The sequence below is a fragment of the Sulfurovum sp. MH2-6 genome, from assembly GCF_058374785.1.
Genome location: NZ_CM178170.1, coordinates 2,272,406 through 2,290,037, shown reverse-complemented (window position 1 = coordinate 2,290,037; position 17,632 = coordinate 2,272,406). Strand labels below are relative to the sequence as shown.

General features: G+C 43.7%; 20 protein-coding genes. 15 read left to right on the top strand and 5 right to left on the bottom strand.

What is annotated here, in order from left to right; translation table 11 throughout:
* Nucleotides 1-77: 77 nt before the first annotated feature.
* The 6 genes from AC4JOV_RS11625 (at nt 78) to purF (ending at nt 5,055) form a co-directional block, all read left to right on the top strand.
* Nucleotides 78-410 (top strand): YraN family protein, encoded by a 333-nt coding sequence (locus tag AC4JOV_RS11625; RefSeq protein ID WP_404820161.1) that lies wholly within the window; start codon nt 78-80, stop codon nt 408-410.
* 120 nt (nt 411-530) lie between these two features.
* Nucleotides 531-1,319: a phytanoyl-CoA dioxygenase family protein gene (locus AC4JOV_RS11620; protein ID WP_229937420.1), complete on the top strand. Its 789-nt coding sequence runs from the start codon at nt 531-533 to the stop codon at nt 1,317-1,319.
* A 149-nt stretch (nt 1,320-1,468) separates the two neighbouring features.
* Entirely contained in the window at nt 1,469-1,786 is a 318-nt protein-coding gene (trxA, locus tag AC4JOV_RS11615) for a thioredoxin (protein WP_229937421.1), read from the top strand.
* A 172-nt stretch (nt 1,787-1,958) separates the two neighbouring features.
* Nucleotides 1,959-2,897, top strand: a complete 939-nt coding sequence (gene trxB, locus AC4JOV_RS11610) for a thioredoxin-disulfide reductase (protein ID WP_229937422.1) — start codon at nt 1,959-1,961, stop codon at nt 2,895-2,897.
* Between the two features lie 12 nt (nt 2,898-2,909).
* The gene (gene dapB, locus AC4JOV_RS11605; protein WP_229937423.1) at nt 2,910-3,680 is read left to right on the top strand and encodes a 4-hydroxy-tetrahydrodipicolinate reductase; all 771 of its coding nucleotides are present in this window, start codon (nt 2,910-2,912) and stop codon (nt 3,678-3,680) included.
* A 1-nt stretch (nt 3,681) separates the two neighbouring features.
* Nucleotides 3,682-5,055, top strand: a complete 1,374-nt coding sequence (purF, locus tag AC4JOV_RS11600) for an amidophosphoribosyltransferase (RefSeq protein WP_229937424.1) — start codon at nt 3,682-3,684, stop codon at nt 5,053-5,055.
* Between the two features lie 777 nt (nt 5,056-5,832).
* Here purF and hisIE read toward each other — a convergent pair.
* Nucleotides 5,833-6,498, bottom strand: coding sequence for a bifunctional phosphoribosyl-AMP cyclohydrolase/phosphoribosyl-ATP diphosphatase HisIE (gene hisIE / locus AC4JOV_RS11595; protein WP_229937425.1), 666 nt, complete (start codon nt 6,496-6,498; stop codon nt 5,833-5,835).
* 166 nt (nt 6,499-6,664) lie between these two features.
* Here hisIE and AC4JOV_RS11590 point away from each other — a divergent pair, with 166 nt between their 5' ends.
* Nucleotides 6,665-7,387, top strand: a complete 723-nt coding sequence (locus tag AC4JOV_RS11590; RefSeq protein ID WP_229937426.1) for a 2OG-Fe(II) oxygenase — start codon at nt 6,665-6,667, stop codon at nt 7,385-7,387.
* Nucleotides 7,388-7,502: 115 nt separating this feature from the next.
* Here the strand turns inward: AC4JOV_RS11590 and AC4JOV_RS11585 are convergent, their stop codons facing one another.
* Together AC4JOV_RS11585 and AC4JOV_RS11580 are read right to left on the bottom strand one after the other, a co-directional pair.
* Complete coding sequence (locus AC4JOV_RS11585) at nt 7,503-8,624, bottom strand: prohibitin family protein (protein WP_229937427.1); 1,122 nt, start codon at nt 8,622-8,624, stop codon at nt 7,503-7,505.
* Nucleotides 8,625-8,717: 93 nt separating this feature from the next.
* Nucleotides 8,718-9,638 (bottom strand): branched-chain amino acid transaminase, encoded by a 921-nt coding sequence (locus AC4JOV_RS11580; RefSeq protein ID WP_229937428.1) that lies wholly within the window; start codon nt 9,636-9,638, stop codon nt 8,718-8,720.
* A gap of 156 nt (nt 9,639-9,794) precedes the next feature.
* On the opposite strand from AC4JOV_RS11580, the gene AC4JOV_RS11575 reads away from it, so the two are divergent.
* The 4 genes from AC4JOV_RS11575 to AC4JOV_RS11560 are packed head-to-tail and all read left to right on the top strand — an operon-like array spanning nt 9,795 to nt 13,635.
* Entirely contained in the window at nt 9,795-11,243 is a 1,449-nt protein-coding gene (locus AC4JOV_RS11575; protein ID WP_229937429.1) for an aldehyde dehydrogenase family protein, read from the top strand.
* A 26-nt stretch (nt 11,244-11,269) separates the two neighbouring features.
* Nucleotides 11,270-11,740 carry a DUF420 domain-containing protein gene (locus AC4JOV_RS11570; protein ID WP_229937430.1) on the top strand — a complete coding sequence of 157 codons (471 nt, stop codon included), beginning with the start codon at nt 11,270-11,272 and terminating at the stop codon, nt 11,738-11,740.
* 3 nt (nt 11,741-11,743) lie between these two features.
* Nucleotides 11,744-12,190 (top strand): 2-thiouracil desulfurase family protein, encoded by a 447-nt coding sequence (locus AC4JOV_RS11565; RefSeq protein WP_229937431.1) that lies wholly within the window; start codon nt 11,744-11,746, stop codon nt 12,188-12,190.
* Nucleotides 12,187-13,635, top strand: coding sequence for a S1C family serine protease (locus AC4JOV_RS11560; protein WP_229937432.1), 1,449 nt, complete (start codon nt 12,187-12,189; stop codon nt 13,633-13,635). The genes AC4JOV_RS11565 and AC4JOV_RS11560 overlap by 4 nt, the downstream gene beginning before the upstream one ends.
* 36 nt (nt 13,636-13,671) lie before the next feature.
* On the opposite strand, the gene AC4JOV_RS11555 is transcribed toward AC4JOV_RS11560, so the two are convergent.
* On the bottom strand, nt 13,672-13,878 hold the full coding sequence (locus tag AC4JOV_RS11555) for a hypothetical protein (RefSeq protein WP_229937433.1): 207 nt from the start codon (nt 13,876-13,878) through the stop codon (nt 13,672-13,674).
* A 45-nt stretch (nt 13,879-13,923) separates the two neighbouring features.
* Between AC4JOV_RS11555 and bcp the strand changes: the two genes are divergently transcribed.
* The 4 genes from bcp to tsf all read left to right on the top strand — a co-directional run bounded on the left by bcp (nt 13,924) and on the right by tsf (nt 16,908).
* Nucleotides 13,924-14,391, top strand: coding sequence for a thioredoxin-dependent thiol peroxidase (gene bcp, locus AC4JOV_RS11550; protein ID WP_229937434.1), 468 nt, complete (start codon nt 13,924-13,926; stop codon nt 14,389-14,391).
* A 47-nt stretch (nt 14,392-14,438) separates the two neighbouring features.
* Nucleotides 14,439-14,675, top strand: coding sequence for a hypothetical protein (locus AC4JOV_RS11545; RefSeq protein WP_229937435.1), 237 nt, complete (start codon nt 14,439-14,441; stop codon nt 14,673-14,675).
* Between the two features lie 238 nt (nt 14,676-14,913).
* Nucleotides 14,914-15,843 (top strand): 30S ribosomal protein S2, encoded by a 930-nt coding sequence (gene rpsB / locus AC4JOV_RS11540; RefSeq protein WP_491522156.1) that lies wholly within the window; start codon nt 14,914-14,916, stop codon nt 15,841-15,843.
* A 3-nt stretch (nt 15,844-15,846) separates the two neighbouring features.
* Entirely contained in the window at nt 15,847-16,908 is a 1,062-nt protein-coding gene (tsf, locus tag AC4JOV_RS11535) for a translation elongation factor Ts (RefSeq protein WP_229937436.1), read from the top strand.
* A 77-nt stretch (nt 16,909-16,985) separates the two neighbouring features.
* On the opposite strand, the gene AC4JOV_RS11530 is transcribed toward tsf, so the two are convergent.
* Nucleotides 16,986-17,621, bottom strand: coding sequence for a carbonic anhydrase (locus AC4JOV_RS11530; RefSeq protein ID WP_229937437.1), 636 nt, complete (start codon nt 17,619-17,621; stop codon nt 16,986-16,988).
* Nucleotides 17,622-17,632: the final 11 nt, after the last annotated feature.

The window sequence follows — 17,632 nt, the reverse complement described above, 5'->3', positions numbered from 1 at the left end:
GACATTTTTTGTTTTTCCTCCCTCTTCTTATGAGATAATAGTATATCTCAAGTGCAAGGAGGTAGAAGATGCAGGAAATGAGCAGAAAGATCGGTGAGAAAAGTGAAGAGCTGGCTACCGGTTTTCTGGAAAGAAACGGGTTTGTGATCATAGAGCGCAACTACTATGCAAGCAAGCTTGGAGAGATCGATATCATTGCGACCAAAGAGGATATCCTTCACTTTATCGAGGTCAAAAGCAGTTACGGTGACTTTGACCCCGTCTACAATATCACACCCTCAAAACTCAAAAAAGTGATCAACTCTGCACACCACTATCTGAAGCATAAAGGTCTTGATATGGCCTTTTGTATCGATGCACTTTTGATACGAAAAGACGAGGTTGAACTGATAGAAAATATCACACTCTAAAAAGAAATTCTTGCTATGAGATATCTGCTAAAGAGCATTGTCTGCCCGGAAGTTAAACTTCCGAGTAAATTAACATAAAAACCTGCTATAATTATCATAAATTCACCTAAAGGTAAAACGATGAAACTTACTGACGCACAGCTTGCACAGTTTCAAAATGACGGTTTTATCATTTTAAGAGATTTTGCCGATCCTGTACAGTGTGAAGCGATTCTTGAGGTTGCAAAAGTTCACCTCAAATACCGTGTCGAACCGATCGAAACAGAGACAGGGTATGATGCAAAATCCAAACTCATCCGGACGGATGTTAAAGATTATACCAGCCGTGTATTGGGCGAAGAGGGAACGGTTCGCAGGATCAGACAGGTCTATCAGAGAGATATCCTCTTCAAAGAGTGGATGGAGAGCGGGAAGATGCGTCCTGTACTGCAACAGATACTGGATGATCAGGTAGTGATCACCACCGCACACCATAACTCTATCATGACAAAAATGCCGCATCGAAGTACCCAGACCAGGTGGCATCAGGATAGACGTTATTGGCGTTACAGTGATAATAATCTTGTCAGTATCTGGCTGGCACTGGATGATGAGTATAATGAGAACGGTGTCTTGGAGTTTATCCCGGGTTCGCACCGTATGAAATTTGATGCGGATCAGTTTGATGAGAAAGAGTACTTTAGAGAGGAGTGTGAGAAGAATATTCCTTTGATCGAAAAGAAGGTCTCTACGACACTCAAGAGAGGGGATGTGATCATCTTTCATTCGCTTTTGCTTCACCGTGCAAACAAGAATGAAACAGATACGCCGAAGATCTCTTTCGTCTATACGGTAAAAGGGGCACGGACAAAAGCGGAAGAGGGATCGCGTTCCTCGGAATTCCCGGAAATTTCTCTGCCGTTTATCTAGGCATAAGTTATACGGGAGTAAAATACTCTTATTTACATGAGTAAACTAAGAAAAAAAACTAAATATAATGAAGAAGATAAGTCACTAATATTGATAATTTAACTTATTAGGCTATAATAACTTCATTAATTTCATAAAAAGGAATAAACATGGGTAAATATGTAGAATTGACATCTGGTAACTTTGATGCAACTGTAGCTGAAGGTGTAACAATGGTAGATTTCTGGGCTCCATGGTGTGGACCTTGTAGAATGATCGCTCCAGTAATTGAAGAGCTTGCTGAAGATTTTGACGGTAAAGCAACTATCGCAAAAGTAAACACTGATGAAGAGCAAGAGCTTGCAGTAAAATACGGAATCAGATCAATCCCTGCTATCCTTTTCTTCAAAGACGGTGAAGTAGTAGATCAGATGGTTGGTGCAGCAAGCAAAGATGCATTTGCTGAAAAGATCAACGCACAACTATAATTTACAGTCATATTCTGAGTCTGCTTTGATGCAGACTCTCTCAATAAACCTTATCTATATCAACATTTAGATACAATCTCCTAAAATTTTTAACCAAGTATTTTCATAGTATAATAGATATCAATAGGTGATATATTTGTTTAAACATTTTACTTTTTTGAAGGAACTGTGAATGTTAGATTGTGCGATCATCGGTGGCGGACCGGCAGGATTGACCGCTGGGCTTTATGCTACACGCGGTGGACTGAAAAATGTAGTGCTTTTTGAATCAGGAATGCCCGGCGGGCAGATTACACAGAGCTCTGAGATTGAAAACTATCCAGGATTTTTTGAACATACGAAGACAGGTATGGATTTTATGGACAGCTGGCAGGAGCAGTGTTTTCATTTCGGCTTGAAGCATGAGATGAAACGTGTAGAGTGTGTAGCCAAAACAGGAGATCACTTTACCGTGACACTGGAAAGCGGTGAAAGCGTAGAGGCAATGACAGTCATCGTCTGTACAGGTTCAACACCAAAAAAAGCAGGATTTGCCGGCGAAGATGAGTACTTCGGACGCGGTGTAAGTACTTGTGCAACCTGCGATGGTTTTTTCTACAAAGATAAGCCCGTGACTGTACTGGGCGGCGGAGATACGGCACTTGAAGAGGCATACTACCTTTCGAATATCTGTTCAGATGTCTATGTCGTACACAGAAGAGATACCTTCAAAGCAGCACCTTCAACTGTGGATAGAGTCAAAAGAAAAGAGAATATCCATCTCATTACGGACACGGTGATAGAAGAGGTGCTCGGTGATGCGATGGGTGTAAGCGGTGTGAAGCTCAAAGATAAAGAGGGTAAGATTACACAGCTTGATACACCTGGCCTCTTTGTCTTTGTCGGACACAATGTCAACAACAGCGTACTTAAAGACGAGAACGGCAGATTTATCTGTGAGATGAATGATTGGGGTCAAGTCATCGTAGATCTTAGCATGAGAACTTCTGTTGAAGGACTCTATGCCGCAGGTGATATGCGTATTGAGGCGCCTAAGCAGGTTGTTGTTGCAGCAGGAGACGGGGCGACTGCTGCACTTCAGGTAATTTCATATATTCAAGAACAAGCATAAGGAAAAGTTTAGATGGCAAAAGTAGGAATCGTAGGTAGTACGGGCAGAGTAGGAAACTTATTGATCGATGCCCTGGTGGATGATACAGAACTCCCATTGGGTGCGGTACATGTATTTGGCGAACTCACTAGAGAGTTCCCAAGTAATGTATTGGTAACGAACAGCATGGAGACCCTGCTGGAGAACTGTGATGTGGTGATTGACTTCTCTGCACCTGAAGCAACACAGGAGTTATGTGAAGCAGCACTGAAAAATCCCACACCACTGGTTATCGCAACGACAGGTTTTACTGAGCATCAGCAAAACCTGATGCTTGAAGCATCCAAAGAGATGCCTGTACTTTATGCATCCAATATGTCGGCAGGTATTGCACTGCTTAAGCAGCTGGTAGAGCAGGTATCACGAACGTTGACGGATTTCGATATCGAGATCGTTGAGCAGCATCATAGACACAAGGTGGATTCACCTTCAGGTACGGCACTTACACTGGGAGAGTTTGCTGCAAAAGGGAGAGGGCTCGAGTTAAGTGATGTCCGTATCAGCGGACGTGACGGACAGATCGGTGCACGAAGCAAAGATGAGATCGCAGTGATGGCACTGCGCGGCGGAGATATTGTGGGGCGTCATACGGTAGGTTTCTACAATGATGGTGAGTTTTTAGAACTTAACCATACGGCAACCAGCCGTGAGACATTCTCCAAAGGTGCGATCAGGGCTGCAAAATGGCTGATCACTCAAGAAAAACCGGGTCTTTACTCGATTAATGACTGTTTAGGAATATAATATGTGTGCAATTGTCGGTGTTTACGGTTCAAAAAATGCTTCTAAGGTAGCTTACTACTCACTTTTCTCGATGCAGCATCGTGGGCAGGAATCTACAGGTATTTCAAGTGCGGATGATGAAAAAATCCATTTGATTAAAGCGCGCGGTCTGGTGACGGATGTGTTTGATGATGATGCATTTAAGGTACTTACAGGTAGCTGTGCGATCGGTCACAACAGGTACTCTACGGCAGGGGATGACTCTGTCCTTGATGCACAACCGGTATTTGCCCGTTATAAACTCGGAGAGATCTCTGTCGCACACAACGGTAACCTTGTAAACAAGTATGAGGTACGTAATGACCTGATCGACAAGGGTGCGATCTTCCAGACAGGAATGGATACAGAGAATATCGTGCACCTGATTGCAAAAAGTCAAAAAGATTCACTGATAGACCGTATTAAAGATATGATCACCAGGATCGAGGGAGCATACTGTCTGGCAATCCAGAGCCGAAGCAAGATGTTCGTGATCCGTGACCGTTTCGGAATCCGTCCGTTGAGTCTGGGAAGACTTGCTGATGGAGGATGGATCGTAGCATCTGAGACATGTGCCTTTGACCTGGTCGGTGCAGAGTTTATCCGTGATGTTGAACCGGGTGAAATGTTGATCTTTGAAGAGGGGAAAGAACCTCAGTCCGAGAAGCTTTTTGAAGCGGATTATCACCCGTGCGCATTTGAGTACATCTATTTTGCAAGACCGGACTCGATCATCGATGGCAAGAATGTCTATCAAAAACGTCTTGAGATGGGAAGAAGACTTGCTCAAGAGGTACCGGCAGAGGTAGATTTGGTATTGCCTGTACCCGATAGCGGCGTAGCGGCTGCCAGAGGATATGCAGAAGGGCTTGGCGTACCGTTTGAGATGGGAATCGTACGTAACCACTATGTAGGACGTACCTTCATTGAACCGACACAGGAGATCAGGGACCTCAAAGTAAAACTCAAACTCTCACCTGTCAAACATCTGATCGAAGGCAAGCGTATCGCTATCATCGATGATTCACTCGTGCGTGGTACAACATCCAAGCAGATCGTGAAAATGCTGCTTGAGGCAGGGGCGAAAGAGGTACATATGCGTATCGCTGCACCGGAGATCAAGTATCCGTGTAGATACGGTATCGATACGCCAACCCAGGCTGAACTGATCTCAGCGAGTCTCTCTGTTGATGAGATCGCACAGAAGATCGGTGCAACCTCACTCGGGTTCCTCTCTGTTGAAGGGCTTAAAGAGTCGTTGGGTACAGAGAGAAACTATTCACTGGTAAGTTTTGACGGAAACTATTTTGCCGGTGGTAATGCCGAGAGTCCGGGCTGTTGTAGTTCGGAGTCCTAGTTTCACCTCTTCATTCATTTTATTCCCACGTAATACGTGGGAATCTCTTCTCCAGATAATACGATATAACTCACTCACCTCTATCCCCATAAGTGCCCAAAAGGTTTCTATCCTGACTGTAATGTGCTAATGAATGCATCTCGCGATGATGAAAGTCTATTGTGATAAAAGTGTTGAAACTGTTTGATTTTTGGAGAGTCTGCGCTTACAATATTCTTTTCGATCTATTATAAAAATCTATAAAAAGAATAGCGGCATCGCTTCGGCGAAGAGAATAGGTATGATACAGAGTGTATCATACCTCTTTGAACTTAGTGCTTACGGCTGCCTGTGTTAAAATAAGCAAACATCGATGAAGCAACTACTAGAACAGTACTGTATACAGCTACCATAATTTCCATTGTGTTTTTCCTTTAGTTAATTTAAAGAAAGGATTATACTTTTTTATATATTATATTTACGTTAAAGAAATTCAGAGCATAAACTTTTATTAGAATCATTATAGTATTTTATATTATTCATTATCATTAATTATAAAATAGGACCCCTGTCGTAGAGAGAAAGATCTATCGATCTCCATCATACGAACCGAGTGAAAGGTTGAGTTGTAGTGTGTACTGTTCTATGGACGAGACAATGAAGGTTACCGGAGAGGGAAATATGAATAGCAAAGAGTGTGTAGGATGGATACCTCAAGTTTTGAGCTTGGGTCAGGGGAAAACGTTACAAGAGCGTCTATCTTGTATCTCTCACAAAAAGAAAGAGAAGTAAATATCTCTACTTCTTTCTGCTCTCTTTCTCTTCGATACCGCTCATGCCGAAGCGTCTTGCAAGCTCCTGTTTTACACGGTCAGGCGAGATCTCTCTGTATCCCAGTCCGACAAGTGTATGGTAGAGGAGGTCGGCACTCTCATAGATCACCTGCTCATCACTCTCTTCATTGATCGCGACACATACTTCGTCTGCCTCTTCCCGTATCTTACTGAGCATCAGCGCTTTGTCATCCAGCAATTTCTTGGTCCATGATTTTTGGCTCGCATCGGCATTTTTACGTTCCAGGATCGTATGGTAGAGGGTATCGACCACACCGTAGATCGCATCGGTATCTACCTCTTTGTCCAGTATGATCTTATCCTGGGTAACGGATGTAAAGAAACAGCTTTTGCGTCCGGTATGGCAGGCGACACCGTTTTGCTTGATTTTCAAGATCACGGTATCTGCATCACAATCAAGCAGAACATCTTTGATCTCTTGTGTATGCCCTGAGCTTTCGCCTTTTTTCCAGATACGCTGTTTGCTTCTACTGAAATAGTGAGCAAATCCGGTCTCAAGCGTTAGATTATATGCCTCTTCATTCATATAGGCAAGCATGAGCACTTCATTGGTTTGATCATCCTGTGCGATCGCAGGAATAAGAGGATTTTTTTGCCAGTCAATCTGCATGATAGGTCTCCATAGCGTTTATAGTGATGACATTATAGCTGTTTGGTTTTAAACTGTCAGCTATCCCTGAAGAAAGAGAAAGAATTTAAGAAATTTTTTAGAATAAAAAGCCGTTTTTTCGATTATAATTCGATGCTTTATAGCTATCTTATTTTTTGAGCTTTAGATGATACAGATCAGTAACCATATCTATTGTGATGCACGATTGGAAACGTTGGATATCACCAATAGATTGCTTCCAAGTGCTTATAAGGATACCCCTTATTTAATCATTAAAAATTTCTTTACTCCTGAACTTTGCAGACAACTGGTTTCCCTTGTCAAGAAGGATGATGAGAGTCAACAAGCAGCAGTCAAGCTTGAAAACATCAGCGGGATCATAGAATCGGATGTCGTGACAGAGTATCGAAAGACGAACATCTATACATTGGATGATTTTTATGCTGAATACTATGAGAAACAGTTTCTCAAGTACAAACCCTTGATAGAGGAGTATTTTGCAGCCGTCATGACTCTCTCGACCGATATTCAGGTCCTGGAGTATAAAGAGGGGTACTTCTATGTAAAGCATGCGGATGACTCCAGTGAGCTGATAGATGAAAACGGAGAGACAGTAGGCTTTAAGTGTGTCGCCCCCGAACGTAAACTGACGACGGTTCTTTTTGCTACCGCCCATCAGAGCAATGCACGAAATAGCAGTGAAAGTTTCAGTGGAGGGGAGTTGCTCTTTAACTACCTCTATAATGAAAAGGGCGAACCTGTAAAGATCGAGGCCGAAGCCGGAGATATGGTCGTCTTTCCCAGCAATCCCTATTTTTCACATGAAGTACTGCCTGTCCAAACGGGATATAGGCTGACACTGGTACAGTGGCATGATGCGATTTGTTGATAGTTAGTAGTTAGTAGGTAGTAAGGAGCAGGTTGGGTATGCATTTGTTTCAAATGCTTTACGTTAGAGATAGAGAGTAGGTGGCAGATACTTACTGTCTGCTACCTACTATTTTTTACTGCTGTGCAGAGATGGTTTTCTGTTCTTTGCCTTTAGCGTCTACCCAGATATTCGGTACTGCGCCGCCAGGTGTAAGGAAGATCTGAGCATCTTTATTGACTCTGAGTGCTTCGTTGAATTTCGCTTGCGTTTTGATCTGCTCCAGCTGGATAAGCTGCGGTGTCAGTGAATCAGAGATCAGTTTGTTCGCTTTTGCCTGCTCTTCCGCTTCGATACGGATCTTGTCCGCCTGACCTTGGGCCTCGATACGGTTTCTCTCTGCTTCACCACGTGCTACTTCTGCTGCTCTTTGTGCTTGTTGTTTTGCCTTCTCTTTCTCTTGTTCTGCAATAGTGACATCTTGCTTGGCAATTTGCACTCTTTCGATCTGATCCTTGATCTTGGTTGGAAGATCGATATTTCTCAGTTCTACTGAAGAGAGGATTACAGGTTGTGCTTCAAGTGCCATGACTTTTTCTGTGATCTTTGTCTGGATCGCAGAAGCAATTTCATTTCTCATCTCCGGAAGCTGCTCAGCCGTGTACTGACCGATCACATCACGTACGACTTCGCGTACTTTTGAGTTGATGATCTTCTCCTCCCAGCTTGCACCCCAGATCTCAATGGTCTTTGGTGCGGAAGCAGCTTTGATGCTGTATTGCACTGCAAGCTCGATATTGACCGTCAAACCTCTTTTATCCAGGACCTGGATCGCAGGGTTTCTTTTAAGCCCGCCTTCAAAACTCTCTTGTGAGATACCGCGCGCATAGTCATCCCCTACTGCAGAAGTTCTGGCATTTGAGTAGGTGATCAGCCTTACACGTGTATTGACTGGGATGATCTTCTGAAAGACGGGGATATAGAAGTGAAGTCCCGGTTGTAACGGTTTGTCATCGAACTTACCTGTTCTTACCTTGATCCCTACTTCACCGGAGTTGATGATGGTAAAAGGTTTGAAAGCAAAGAGTGCAAATGCAATCACTAGGATGATCAGGATAAAAGGTGCACCTTTGCCCAGTCCGTCCAGGGGATTGCCTCCGCCTCTGTTCCCGCCGCCTGTACCGCCGGTGTTGTTCGGTTTGTTCATGTTCAAATTGGGTTTTTTCTTTTTAAAATAGTCGTTCATATCTGCTGGCATATTTCCATATTCCTTTGTGAGTTATTCTATAGTAATTTTAGGGTATATAACCCTAAACCCGCTTAAAAGAGGGTTAGAGTAAGAAATTGTTGGTTAGTTGATGTAGGTAAGGTGTTGGATGTAGTCCGGGTTTTTCCCTGCAACAACATCAAAGTAGGCACTCTGTAATTTTTCAGTGATCGGTCCACGGCTGCCGTTTCCGATAATGCGCGCATCTACTTCACGGATCGGTGTAACCTCTGCAGCAGTACCGGTAAAGAACGCCTCATCAGCAATGTAGATCTCTTCACGTGTAATACGGCGTCTTACTACTTCGATTCCCAAATCCTTTGCTAAATCAATCACCGTCATCTGTGTGATAGACTCCAGTGAGTTGTCATTCGGAGGAGAGATCAATACCCCATCCTTTACCATGAAGAAACATGCACCTGAAGCTTCAGCGATATACCCCTGGTCATCCCTGAGCAGGGCTTCATCATATCCTGACTCCACCGCTTCAAATTTGGCCATCTGGGAGTTGAGGTAGTTGGCAACGGCTTTTGCCTTACCCATACCTGAAGTGTTCCCTGTTCTGTTGAATGATGAGATCTTTACACGAACCCCTTTCTTCAGCCCCTCTTCACCAAGATATGCACCCCATTCCCATGCTGAGATGGATACATTTACAGGTGCATCTTTATGATAGAGTCCCATAACCCCATACCCAAGATAGACAAGCGGTCTGATGTAAGCACCTTCAAAGAGTTCGTTCTCCTGTAGCAGTTTTACCTGTGCCGCATTGAGCTCCTCAAGTGTGTAGGGTACATCTATGAGTGTCATTTTAGAGGAGTTGATCAATCTCTGTGTATGCTCTTTCAGTTTAAAGATCGCACATCTTCCATCTACTGTTTTGTAGGCTTTGGTTCCTTCGATAGCACCGTTTCCATAGTGCAGTGTGTGTGTAAGGATATGCACCTGAGCATCATCCCAAGGTGTAAGTTCACCATCCATCCAGATATATTTTGCTTTATTCATTTTCTTGTCTCTATCATTGAATTTTAGAAAAGATAATATCGAAATTTCCGTTAAAAATCGGTTAGCCGGGGGCAAAGGCACACCCTATATTTACCACTCTTTAGTTATAATCAAAAAAATTGACTTTTATACTTTAAAGTTATGGAAGGTGTAAAAATGTTTGGACTGTTTGGGAAGAAGGATCAGGTAGCTGAAGCAAAAATATTTTTTGGTTCGACCGAAGCAACGAAAGAGCAGATGGAGGAGCGAAAAAGCCCCTTTGATCATGCGGTGGTAAGCCGGGCACCTCAGTGTGATGCGGATGATACCGTCAAGGCGCTCAAAATTGCCCAGGAAGCTGCCAAAGAGAGCAAAAAATCACCGCTCTCTCAACGTATCTTATGGTTGGAGGATGTCGCGAAAAAGCTTCAGGAAAACCGTGAAGATTTTGCAATAATGCTTGCTAAAGAGGTGGCAAAACCGATTGCTTTTTCCCGAGTAGAGGTAGACCGGTGTATAGAGACGATTAAGATCACTGCGATGGAGCTGGCTAACCTGCATGGTGAGACGCTGCCGACAGATCTGATGCCTTCAGGGAAAAAGACCACAGCATTTTTCCGTAGAGAACCTGTCGGCGTCGTTGCCTGTATTACGCCTTTCAATTTTCCGTTGAATCTTGTTGCACACAAGATCGCTCCGGCATTGGGTGCGGGGAATGCTGTCGTACTCAAACCGACACCGGAAGCGCCGATGACAGCCTATATGTTTGCCAAACTGTTTGTCGAGTCCGAGTATGCGGTCAAGGATGCGCTCTCCGTGGTATACGGTGATGTGGAAGTCGGGTCGACACTGGTGAAGAGTCCTATCCCGAGAGTACTCAGCTTTACAGGCTCCGTACCTGTCGGGAAGATCATTACCCAGCAGGCAGGGATCAAAAAGATCAGTCTTGAACTCGGCGGGAATGCAGCAACCTATATCGACAGCAGTGCAGATATCGACTATGCGGCGCAGCGGTGTGCTTTCGGGGCATTTTATAACTCCGGCCAGGTCTGTATCTCTCTGCAGCGTATCTATGTGAATGAAGAGGTCTACGAAGCATTTGCGGAGGCGATGGCAGCCGAGACCAGGAAGCTCAAAGTAGGTTCGCCCTATGAAGAAGATACCTTTATCGGTCCGATGATCGACGATGAGTCTCTTCACCGGGCAAAAAGCTGGGTGGCAAGTGCCAAAAACGAAGGGGCCAGAGTCGTTGCCGGCGGAGATGACGTGGAGGGGATCTTCCCTCCTACCGTGATGGCGGATGTAACAGATGAGATGAAGATCGTATGTGAAGAGGTGTTTGCTCCTATCGTCAGCCTGGTCAGCGTACCCAGCTACGAGGTTGCGGTTGAGAAGATGAATGACTCTCCGTATGGACTGCAGTTCAGTATCTTTACCAATGACCTGAAGCGTACACAACAGTTTATCGATGATGCGGAGTGTGGCGGTGTTGTGATCAATGATATCCCTACGTTACGTTTTGATGTGCAGCCGTATGGCGGGAGCAAACTCTCCGGTGTAGGAAGAGAAGGGCCCAAATGGGCACTGGAAGAATTTACCGAAGTCAAATCAGTAGTGATTTGCTAAACAATAAAGAAAAAGGATAAAAATAGATGTTTGAAGCAGGATTTTTGGGGACCAGAGCACCGCTCTTTATGGATATTGTCACAGTCATTGTTGCACTTTTGCCTTTCTTGATCTTGGGCGCTGTTTCATTGGCGAGGAGAAAATTGTACAATCTTCATGCGACGGTACAGAAGACGCTTTTTATCGTATCGGTGATCGTGGTTGCCTACTTTGAGTATGGTGTACGTAGTGTAGGGGGCTTTGATACCTTTATGGAGGGAAGTTCAACGCCTAAAGGGTATGCCTTCTGGGTACTCATCTTTCACATCTCTATCGCTGTGATCACCTTGGTGCTATGGATTATTACACTTTTAAGAGCCAAGAGATACCGTCGTGTGAATGCTTTGCCCGGTATGTATACTATATCTCATAAAAAAGCAGGGATCCGTACCTTTATCGGTATCCTGATGACTTCAGTCACCGGGATCTGGGTCTACTACATCCTTTTTGTGAACTAGAAAATGGTGAGAAAGGTAGCGATATCAGCCTGTCTGCTAGGGGAAAGATGCCGTTATGACGGTGCAGACAACTATGCGCCGTCACTGCTTAACATGCTTGAAGGGGATGAGCTGATCCCTTTTTGTCCGGAGGATGCGGCATTCGGCTCTCCCCGTCCTGCCATGGACCTGATAGAGACCCAACGCGGGGTTGAAGCGCTCTGCAATGAGAGCGGTGAATCACGTTCCGAGCCGATACGCAGGTATGCAAAAGCATTCTTTGAGCAACATGGGCAGATCGATCTCTTTATCGGTAAAGACCGGAGTCCCAGCTGCGGTGTATGCAGTGCACGGCTCTATGATAAAGAGAAAACCCTGTTGTCTGACACTGCTGCAGGTCTGATGGCAGAAGAGGCCATAGCGCGAAATATACCTGCCGTAGATGCAGAGAAGTTTGAAGGGAACCAATGAGATATATATGGGTTATCTTCCTGTCGGTTGTATCACTCTATGCACAAGCCAAGGATGAACAGACAAAAGAGGCAATAGTAAAGATATATACTGTTTCCAAGGCACTGAATTATCAGCAGCCTTGGAGCTCCTCTATGAGACAAAGTACGGGGTCCGGGGCGATCATCGAGTGTAGAAGCGGAGAAAAATATATCCTGACCAATGCGCATGTCGTTGCCAACCAGACATTCCTGGAAGTACAGAGGTATGGAGAACGTAAGCGTTTTATCGCGACGGTGCATGCGGTGTCGCATCAGGCTGATCTGGCACTCCTCAAAGTAGCTGATGCACAGTTTTTCGGTGATGTCACACCTTTGAAGTTTGGTGAATTGCCGCATGTGGAACAGAAGATCGTTGTCTATGGGTATCCGATGGGTGGGAATACGCTTTCTGCTACGATCGGTGTGGTCTCACGTATAGAGCATCACCGTTACGCACATAGCGGAGAGAGTTTTTTGGCGATACAGGTGGATGCGGCAGTAAATCCCGGAAACTCCGGTGGTCCTGCTCTCTCTGACGGTAAGATTGTCGGGGTAGTGATGCAGGTGATCACGAGCTCTCAAAATATCGGTTATCTCGTACCGGTAAGTATGGTCAAACATTTTATTGAAGATATGCAGGATGGCCGGTATGACGGCTTCCCGGAGCTTGGTATCGTGACGCAGAGACTTGAAAACCCGGCCCTCAAGGCCTATTACGGGCTTGATGAGGCGAGCACCGGAAAATTGGTTGCGGATATCGTCTATAACTCACCTCTGAAAGGCTTGGTCAAAGAGGGGGATATCATTACCCACATAGATGGACATAAAATAGCCAATGACGGTACAGTGGAGTTCCGTCATCATGAATATACCGACTTCGGTTACTATGTGGATATGCATCAGATGGGAGAGCGTGTAAGGCTGAGTCTGATCCGTGAAGGCAAACCGATGGAGATCGAAGCGAAGCTGACGAAGATCGCTGATGATGTATTGCTTGTGAAGACTACACAGTATGATCAGATGCCGAGTTACTTTATAGAGGGAGGGTATATCTTCTCTCCTCTATCACGAAACCTTGTTCTCTCGACAAAGATCAATCAGATGCAGTTGAGCCAATATGCCAGAGAGTGGCCGACCAAAGAGAAAAAAGAGATCGCAGTACTGTTAAAAGTATTGGCTTCTGATATCAGCCGCGGAAATACAGACTTTAGGATGTGGCCCATAGAGAAGGTGAACGGTGAGACCTATGTGGATTTCAAAGATTTTTATCAGAAGGTGAAGCGGAGTAAAGAGAAGTATCTTGTCTTTGAGGATGCAGACGGGATAAAACTTGTGATCGACAGAGCAGAGGCCCAGGCCAAACAAAAAGAGATACTGAAAAAGTATAATATAGAGTTTGACAAGTCGATCGACTTTAGGGAGTAGAGGCAGCCTGCCTGAGGCACTATTCACCTCCCTTGATCACTCATATTTTTTAAACTGCTCCAGCCACTTTTTATCTTCGTCACTGAGCCTCCCGACTTTCTCCATCAAATTATTACGCATGGAGATCAGGTCATTCATACTCAGGTATTGCAGCAGGTCAGGGTTGATGGTGCTCTCCGTACTGCCATAAGCGATCAGTTTTTCTATCTGAAGCAGCAGTATCTCTTTAGTTTCTTCATTCATTTTGTTATACTACCAAAAGAATTCAAAAATAAAAAGGAAAATAGGATGTTAGAAGTTGGAACAGCAGCACCGGAGTTTTGTCTTCCAAATCAGGATGAGGAGGAGATCTGTCTGAGAGACCTTACAGGCAAATGGATTGTGCTCTATTTCTATCCTAAAGACAATACTCCCGGATGTACGACCGAAGCATGCGAGTTTACCGAGGCGTTGCCTCAGTTTGACGATTTGGATGCGATTATCCTCGGAGTGAGCCCTGATTCACCTAAAAAGCATAGAAACTTTATTGAGAAAAAGGAGCTTGGTATTACCCTTTTAGCCGATGAAGATAAAGAGTTGTGTAACAAGTTTGGCGTATGGCAGCTCAAAAAGAACTACGGCAAAGAGTATATGGGTGTCGTCAGAAGTACCTTTATCATTGACCCGGATGGAAATATCGCAGCAGCATGGGAAAAAGTCAGAGTCAAAGGGCATGTAGAAGCCGTTAAAGAGAAGCTTGAATCGTTGAAAAACTGAATTAGTGTATAATATAACAGTGAGAAATAAAAAAAGGGAGAGCCCGGATGATGAATCAGTATGATAAAAAAGGTAAAGATAGAAGACATAAATCAGCTATCATGCCTTTGATCTATCTGCTTGTTGAGTTAGTACTTATTGGAATTTTATGTTTCATAGTCTTTCAATTTGATATCCTGATAGTGAATGTTTTAGTTGTTATCGGGGCTATCTACTTTTTTATCACTTCCTCATGGAAGCGTTACCGTAAAGTGCGTGCGCGTCAAAAGTATTATAAGGAGTGATGCCTTCTATCTAAACACCCTATCCCTCACTTCACGCACTGTCTCTATCATTTTATAAAATTTTAATCATTCTTACTGTATAATCGCGTTCCAAATCCCAGCAATGGGATAAAAATACACATGTAGTTATTCCTTGAACGGTTGTGCGTTTACGCATTAAGGACTACAGCGGCTTAAACCTTAGAGATGAAGCAGTGTGCTTCTAACAATGTTAATGACTATTACCAAGGAGAAAATTATGGTAACAATGAAAGACCTACTCGAGTGTGGAGTACACTTCGGGCACCAAACAAGAAGATGGAATCCAAAAATGAAAAAGTTCATTTTCGGAGCAAGAAAAAACATCTATATTATCGACCTTCAAAAAACACTTAGATACTTCAAATATACATATAACGTAGTAAGAGATGCTGCTGCTGAAGGGCAGACTGTACTTTTCGTAGGTACTAAAAAACAAGCAAAACAAGCGATCAAAGAGCATGCAGAGAGAGCTGGAATGCCATACGTAGCTGAGAGATGGTTAGGTGGTATGTTGACTAACTACCCAACAATGAAAAAATCTATCAGAAAACTTGAGATCATCGAGCAGATGGAAGAGAGCGGTCAGATCAACCTTCTTACTAAAAAAGAAGCATTGATGCTTAGAAGAAAGAAAGAGAAGCTTAACTCTTACCTTGAAGGTTTCAGACATATGAAAAAACTTCCTGACATGATGTTCGTAATCGATACAGTAAAAGAGCACATTGCAGTAAAAGAAGCAAGAAGACTTGGTATGAAAGTGATCGCACCACTTGATACAAACTGTGATCCGGATATGGTAGATTTCCCAATCCCAGGTAACGATGATGCGATCCGTTCAGTAAACCTTTTCTGTAAAGAGATGGCAGACGCGATCATCGAAGGTAAAGCAGCATACGCTGAAACACATGGTGAAGAAGCATCTGAAGCACCAACATCAGCTGAGGTTGAAGAAGTAATGGCTGAAGCAGCAGCAGAAGCTGATGACCTTACAAAACTTTCAGGTATCGGTAAAGTAGGACAAGACAACCTTAATGAAGCAGGGATCACAACATATGCGCAAGTTGCAGCAATGAGTGAAGAGGAAGCACTAGCAGCAAAAGTAAAACCTGAAGCTGTAGCAGAAGCAAAAGAATTGGCGGAGGCGTAAAAAATGGCAAACTTCGGACCAAAAGATATCAAAAAACTCAGAGAGATGACTGATGCAGGTATGATGGACTGTAAAAAGGCATTGACTGAGGCAGATGGTGATATGGACAAAGCAGTTGAGTGGCTAAGAGACCAAGGTATCGGTGCTGCTGCGAAGAAAGCAAGCAAAGTAGCTGCTGAAGGTTCAATCGCTGTAAAAGTTGAAGGTAACAAAGCAGTTGTGATCGAAGTGAACTCACAGACTGACTTCGTTGCACAAAACGAAAAATTCCAAAATATCCTTGCTCAGATCGCTGATCATGCCTATGCAAACAGCCTTGCTGATGCGGATGCGATCAACGCTTCAGAGATCAACGGTCAAGCATTTTCCGAGTTTATGGCTGGGAACATTGCAACAATCGGTGAGAACCTTGTTGTAAGAAGAGCAGGTCTACTTGAGGCTGACGAGACATCTGCAGTAAACGGTTACCTTCATGCAAACAAGCAGATCGGTGTGATCGTAGAGGCTAAATGTGATTCAGCAGAAACTGCAGCAAAAATCCAACCGGCACTTAAGAGTGTTGCAATGCACGCTTCAGCAATGAGCCCATCAACACTTTCTTACAAAGATTTCGATCCGGCATTCGTTGCAGCAGAGACTCAAGGTAGAATCGTTGCGATCGAAAAAGAGAACGAAGAGCTAGTAAGACTTGGTAAACCTCTTAAAAACGTACCACAGTACGTATCTATGTCTCAACTGACTGACGAAGTTATTGCAGCGGCTGAAGAAGAGATGAAAAAAGAGCTTGCAGCTGAAGGTAAACCAGAAAAGATCTGGGACAAAATCCTTCCGGGTAAAGTGGCAAGATTTATCCTTGACAACACGACACTTGACCAAGAGCAGTGTCTTCTTGATCAAAAATTCGTAATGGATGACAGCAAAACTGTTGCTCAGTTCATTGAAGAAGAAGCGAAAAAAGCTGGCGGTACAGCAGAGATCACAAACTTCATCAGACTTGAAGTAGGTGAAGGTATCGAAGTTGAAGAAGAAGACTTCGCTGCTGAAGTTGCTGCACAAATGGCATAATCTACTACGCTATAAACGGCTAAATAGCCGTTTATAGAACTTTTCATTCTTTTCTTTTTATTCCTCAAATTTATTTTTTAGTTCATTCTTTCAAAGCATTTCTTTGTTTTATTATAAGTTTCAATCATCCCGTCTTCTATTCTATAGTACCATCCATGTATTTCAAGTTTTTTTTCTTCTATCCTTTTTTTCACTTCAGGATAAGTGAGTAGGTTTTGAAGCTGATAGAGGATAGAGACTTTTTCTGTTTTACGATAGAGTTCTTCTTGATTTAATGTCTGTGAATACTTTTTGAGTACCTCTGCTTTGGCCTTTGCCCCAAGTTCAAGCCATTTTCGTATATGTATGAGGCCTATATCGTCATCAAACTCCTGATAGAGTGCCTGACAGGCACCACAGTGAGAGTGCCCGCAGATAATGATATGTTTGACATTGAGGATACTGACTGCATATTCGATCACTGCAGCACTTCCATGAAATTCATTGTCCGCTTTGAAGGGAGGTACGAAGTTCCCGATATTTCTCAAAATAAACATATCCCCCGGCTTTGAGTGGAGGATAAGGTCAGGCACTACTCTGCTGTCACTGCAACCGATAAAGAGGACTTCAGGTGCCTGACCATGTTTTACAAGTGCCTCATAATCCTCTTTGAAAAGTTTAAAAGAAGCGTTTTGAAATGCCAGATTACCTTCAATAAGCTCAGCCATATCCATAGTATCTCCCT

Bases quoted from the DNA above. Each gene is read 5' to 3' on its own strand.
- AC4JOV_RS11625 (WP_404820161.1), top strand. From the start codon at position 78: ATGAGCAGAAAGATCGGTGAGAAAAGTGAAGAGCTGGCTACCGGTTTT.
- AC4JOV_RS11620 (WP_229937420.1), top strand. From the start codon at position 531: ATGAAACTTACTGACGCACAGCTTGCACAGTTTCAAAATGACGGTTTT.
- trxA (WP_229937421.1), top strand. From the start codon at position 1,469: ATGGGTAAATATGTAGAATTGACATCTGGTAACTTTGATGCAACTGTA.
- trxB (WP_229937422.1), top strand. From the start codon at position 1,959: ATGTTAGATTGTGCGATCATCGGTGGCGGACCGGCAGGATTGACCGCT.
- dapB (WP_229937423.1), top strand. From the start codon at position 2,910: ATGGCAAAAGTAGGAATCGTAGGTAGTACGGGCAGAGTAGGAAACTTA.
- purF (WP_229937424.1), top strand. From the start codon at position 3,682: ATGTGTGCAATTGTCGGTGTTTACGGTTCAAAAAATGCTTCTAAGGTA.
- hisIE (WP_229937425.1), bottom strand. From the start codon at position 6,498: ATGCAGATTGACTGGCAAAAAAATCCTCTTATTCCTGCGATCGCACAG.
- AC4JOV_RS11590 (WP_229937426.1), top strand. From the start codon at position 6,665: ATGATACAGATCAGTAACCATATCTATTGTGATGCACGATTGGAAACG.
- AC4JOV_RS11585 (WP_229937427.1), bottom strand. From the start codon at position 8,624: ATGCCAGCAGATATGAACGACTATTTTAAAAAGAAAAAACCCAATTTG.
- AC4JOV_RS11580 (WP_229937428.1), bottom strand. From the start codon at position 9,638: ATGAATAAAGCAAAATATATCTGGATGGATGGTGAACTTACACCTTGG.
- AC4JOV_RS11575 (WP_229937429.1), top strand. From the start codon at position 9,795: ATGTTTGGACTGTTTGGGAAGAAGGATCAGGTAGCTGAAGCAAAAATA.
- AC4JOV_RS11570 (WP_229937430.1), top strand. From the start codon at position 11,270: ATGTTTGAAGCAGGATTTTTGGGGACCAGAGCACCGCTCTTTATGGAT.
- AC4JOV_RS11565 (WP_229937431.1), top strand. From the start codon at position 11,744: ATGGTGAGAAAGGTAGCGATATCAGCCTGTCTGCTAGGGGAAAGATGC.
- AC4JOV_RS11560 (WP_229937432.1), top strand. From the start codon at position 12,187: ATGAGATATATATGGGTTATCTTCCTGTCGGTTGTATCACTCTATGCA.
- AC4JOV_RS11555 (WP_229937433.1), bottom strand. From the start codon at position 13,878: ATGAATGAAGAAACTAAAGAGATACTGCTGCTTCAGATAGAAAAACTG.
- bcp (WP_229937434.1), top strand. From the start codon at position 13,924: ATGTTAGAAGTTGGAACAGCAGCACCGGAGTTTTGTCTTCCAAATCAG.
- AC4JOV_RS11545 (WP_229937435.1), top strand. From the start codon at position 14,439: ATGATGAATCAGTATGATAAAAAAGGTAAAGATAGAAGACATAAATCA.
- rpsB (WP_491522156.1), top strand. From the start codon at position 14,914: ATGGTAACAATGAAAGACCTACTCGAGTGTGGAGTACACTTCGGGCAC.
- tsf (WP_229937436.1), top strand. From the start codon at position 15,847: ATGGCAAACTTCGGACCAAAAGATATCAAAAAACTCAGAGAGATGACT.
- AC4JOV_RS11530 (WP_229937437.1), bottom strand. From the start codon at position 17,621: ATGGATATGGCTGAGCTTATTGAAGGTAATCTGGCATTTCAAAACGCT.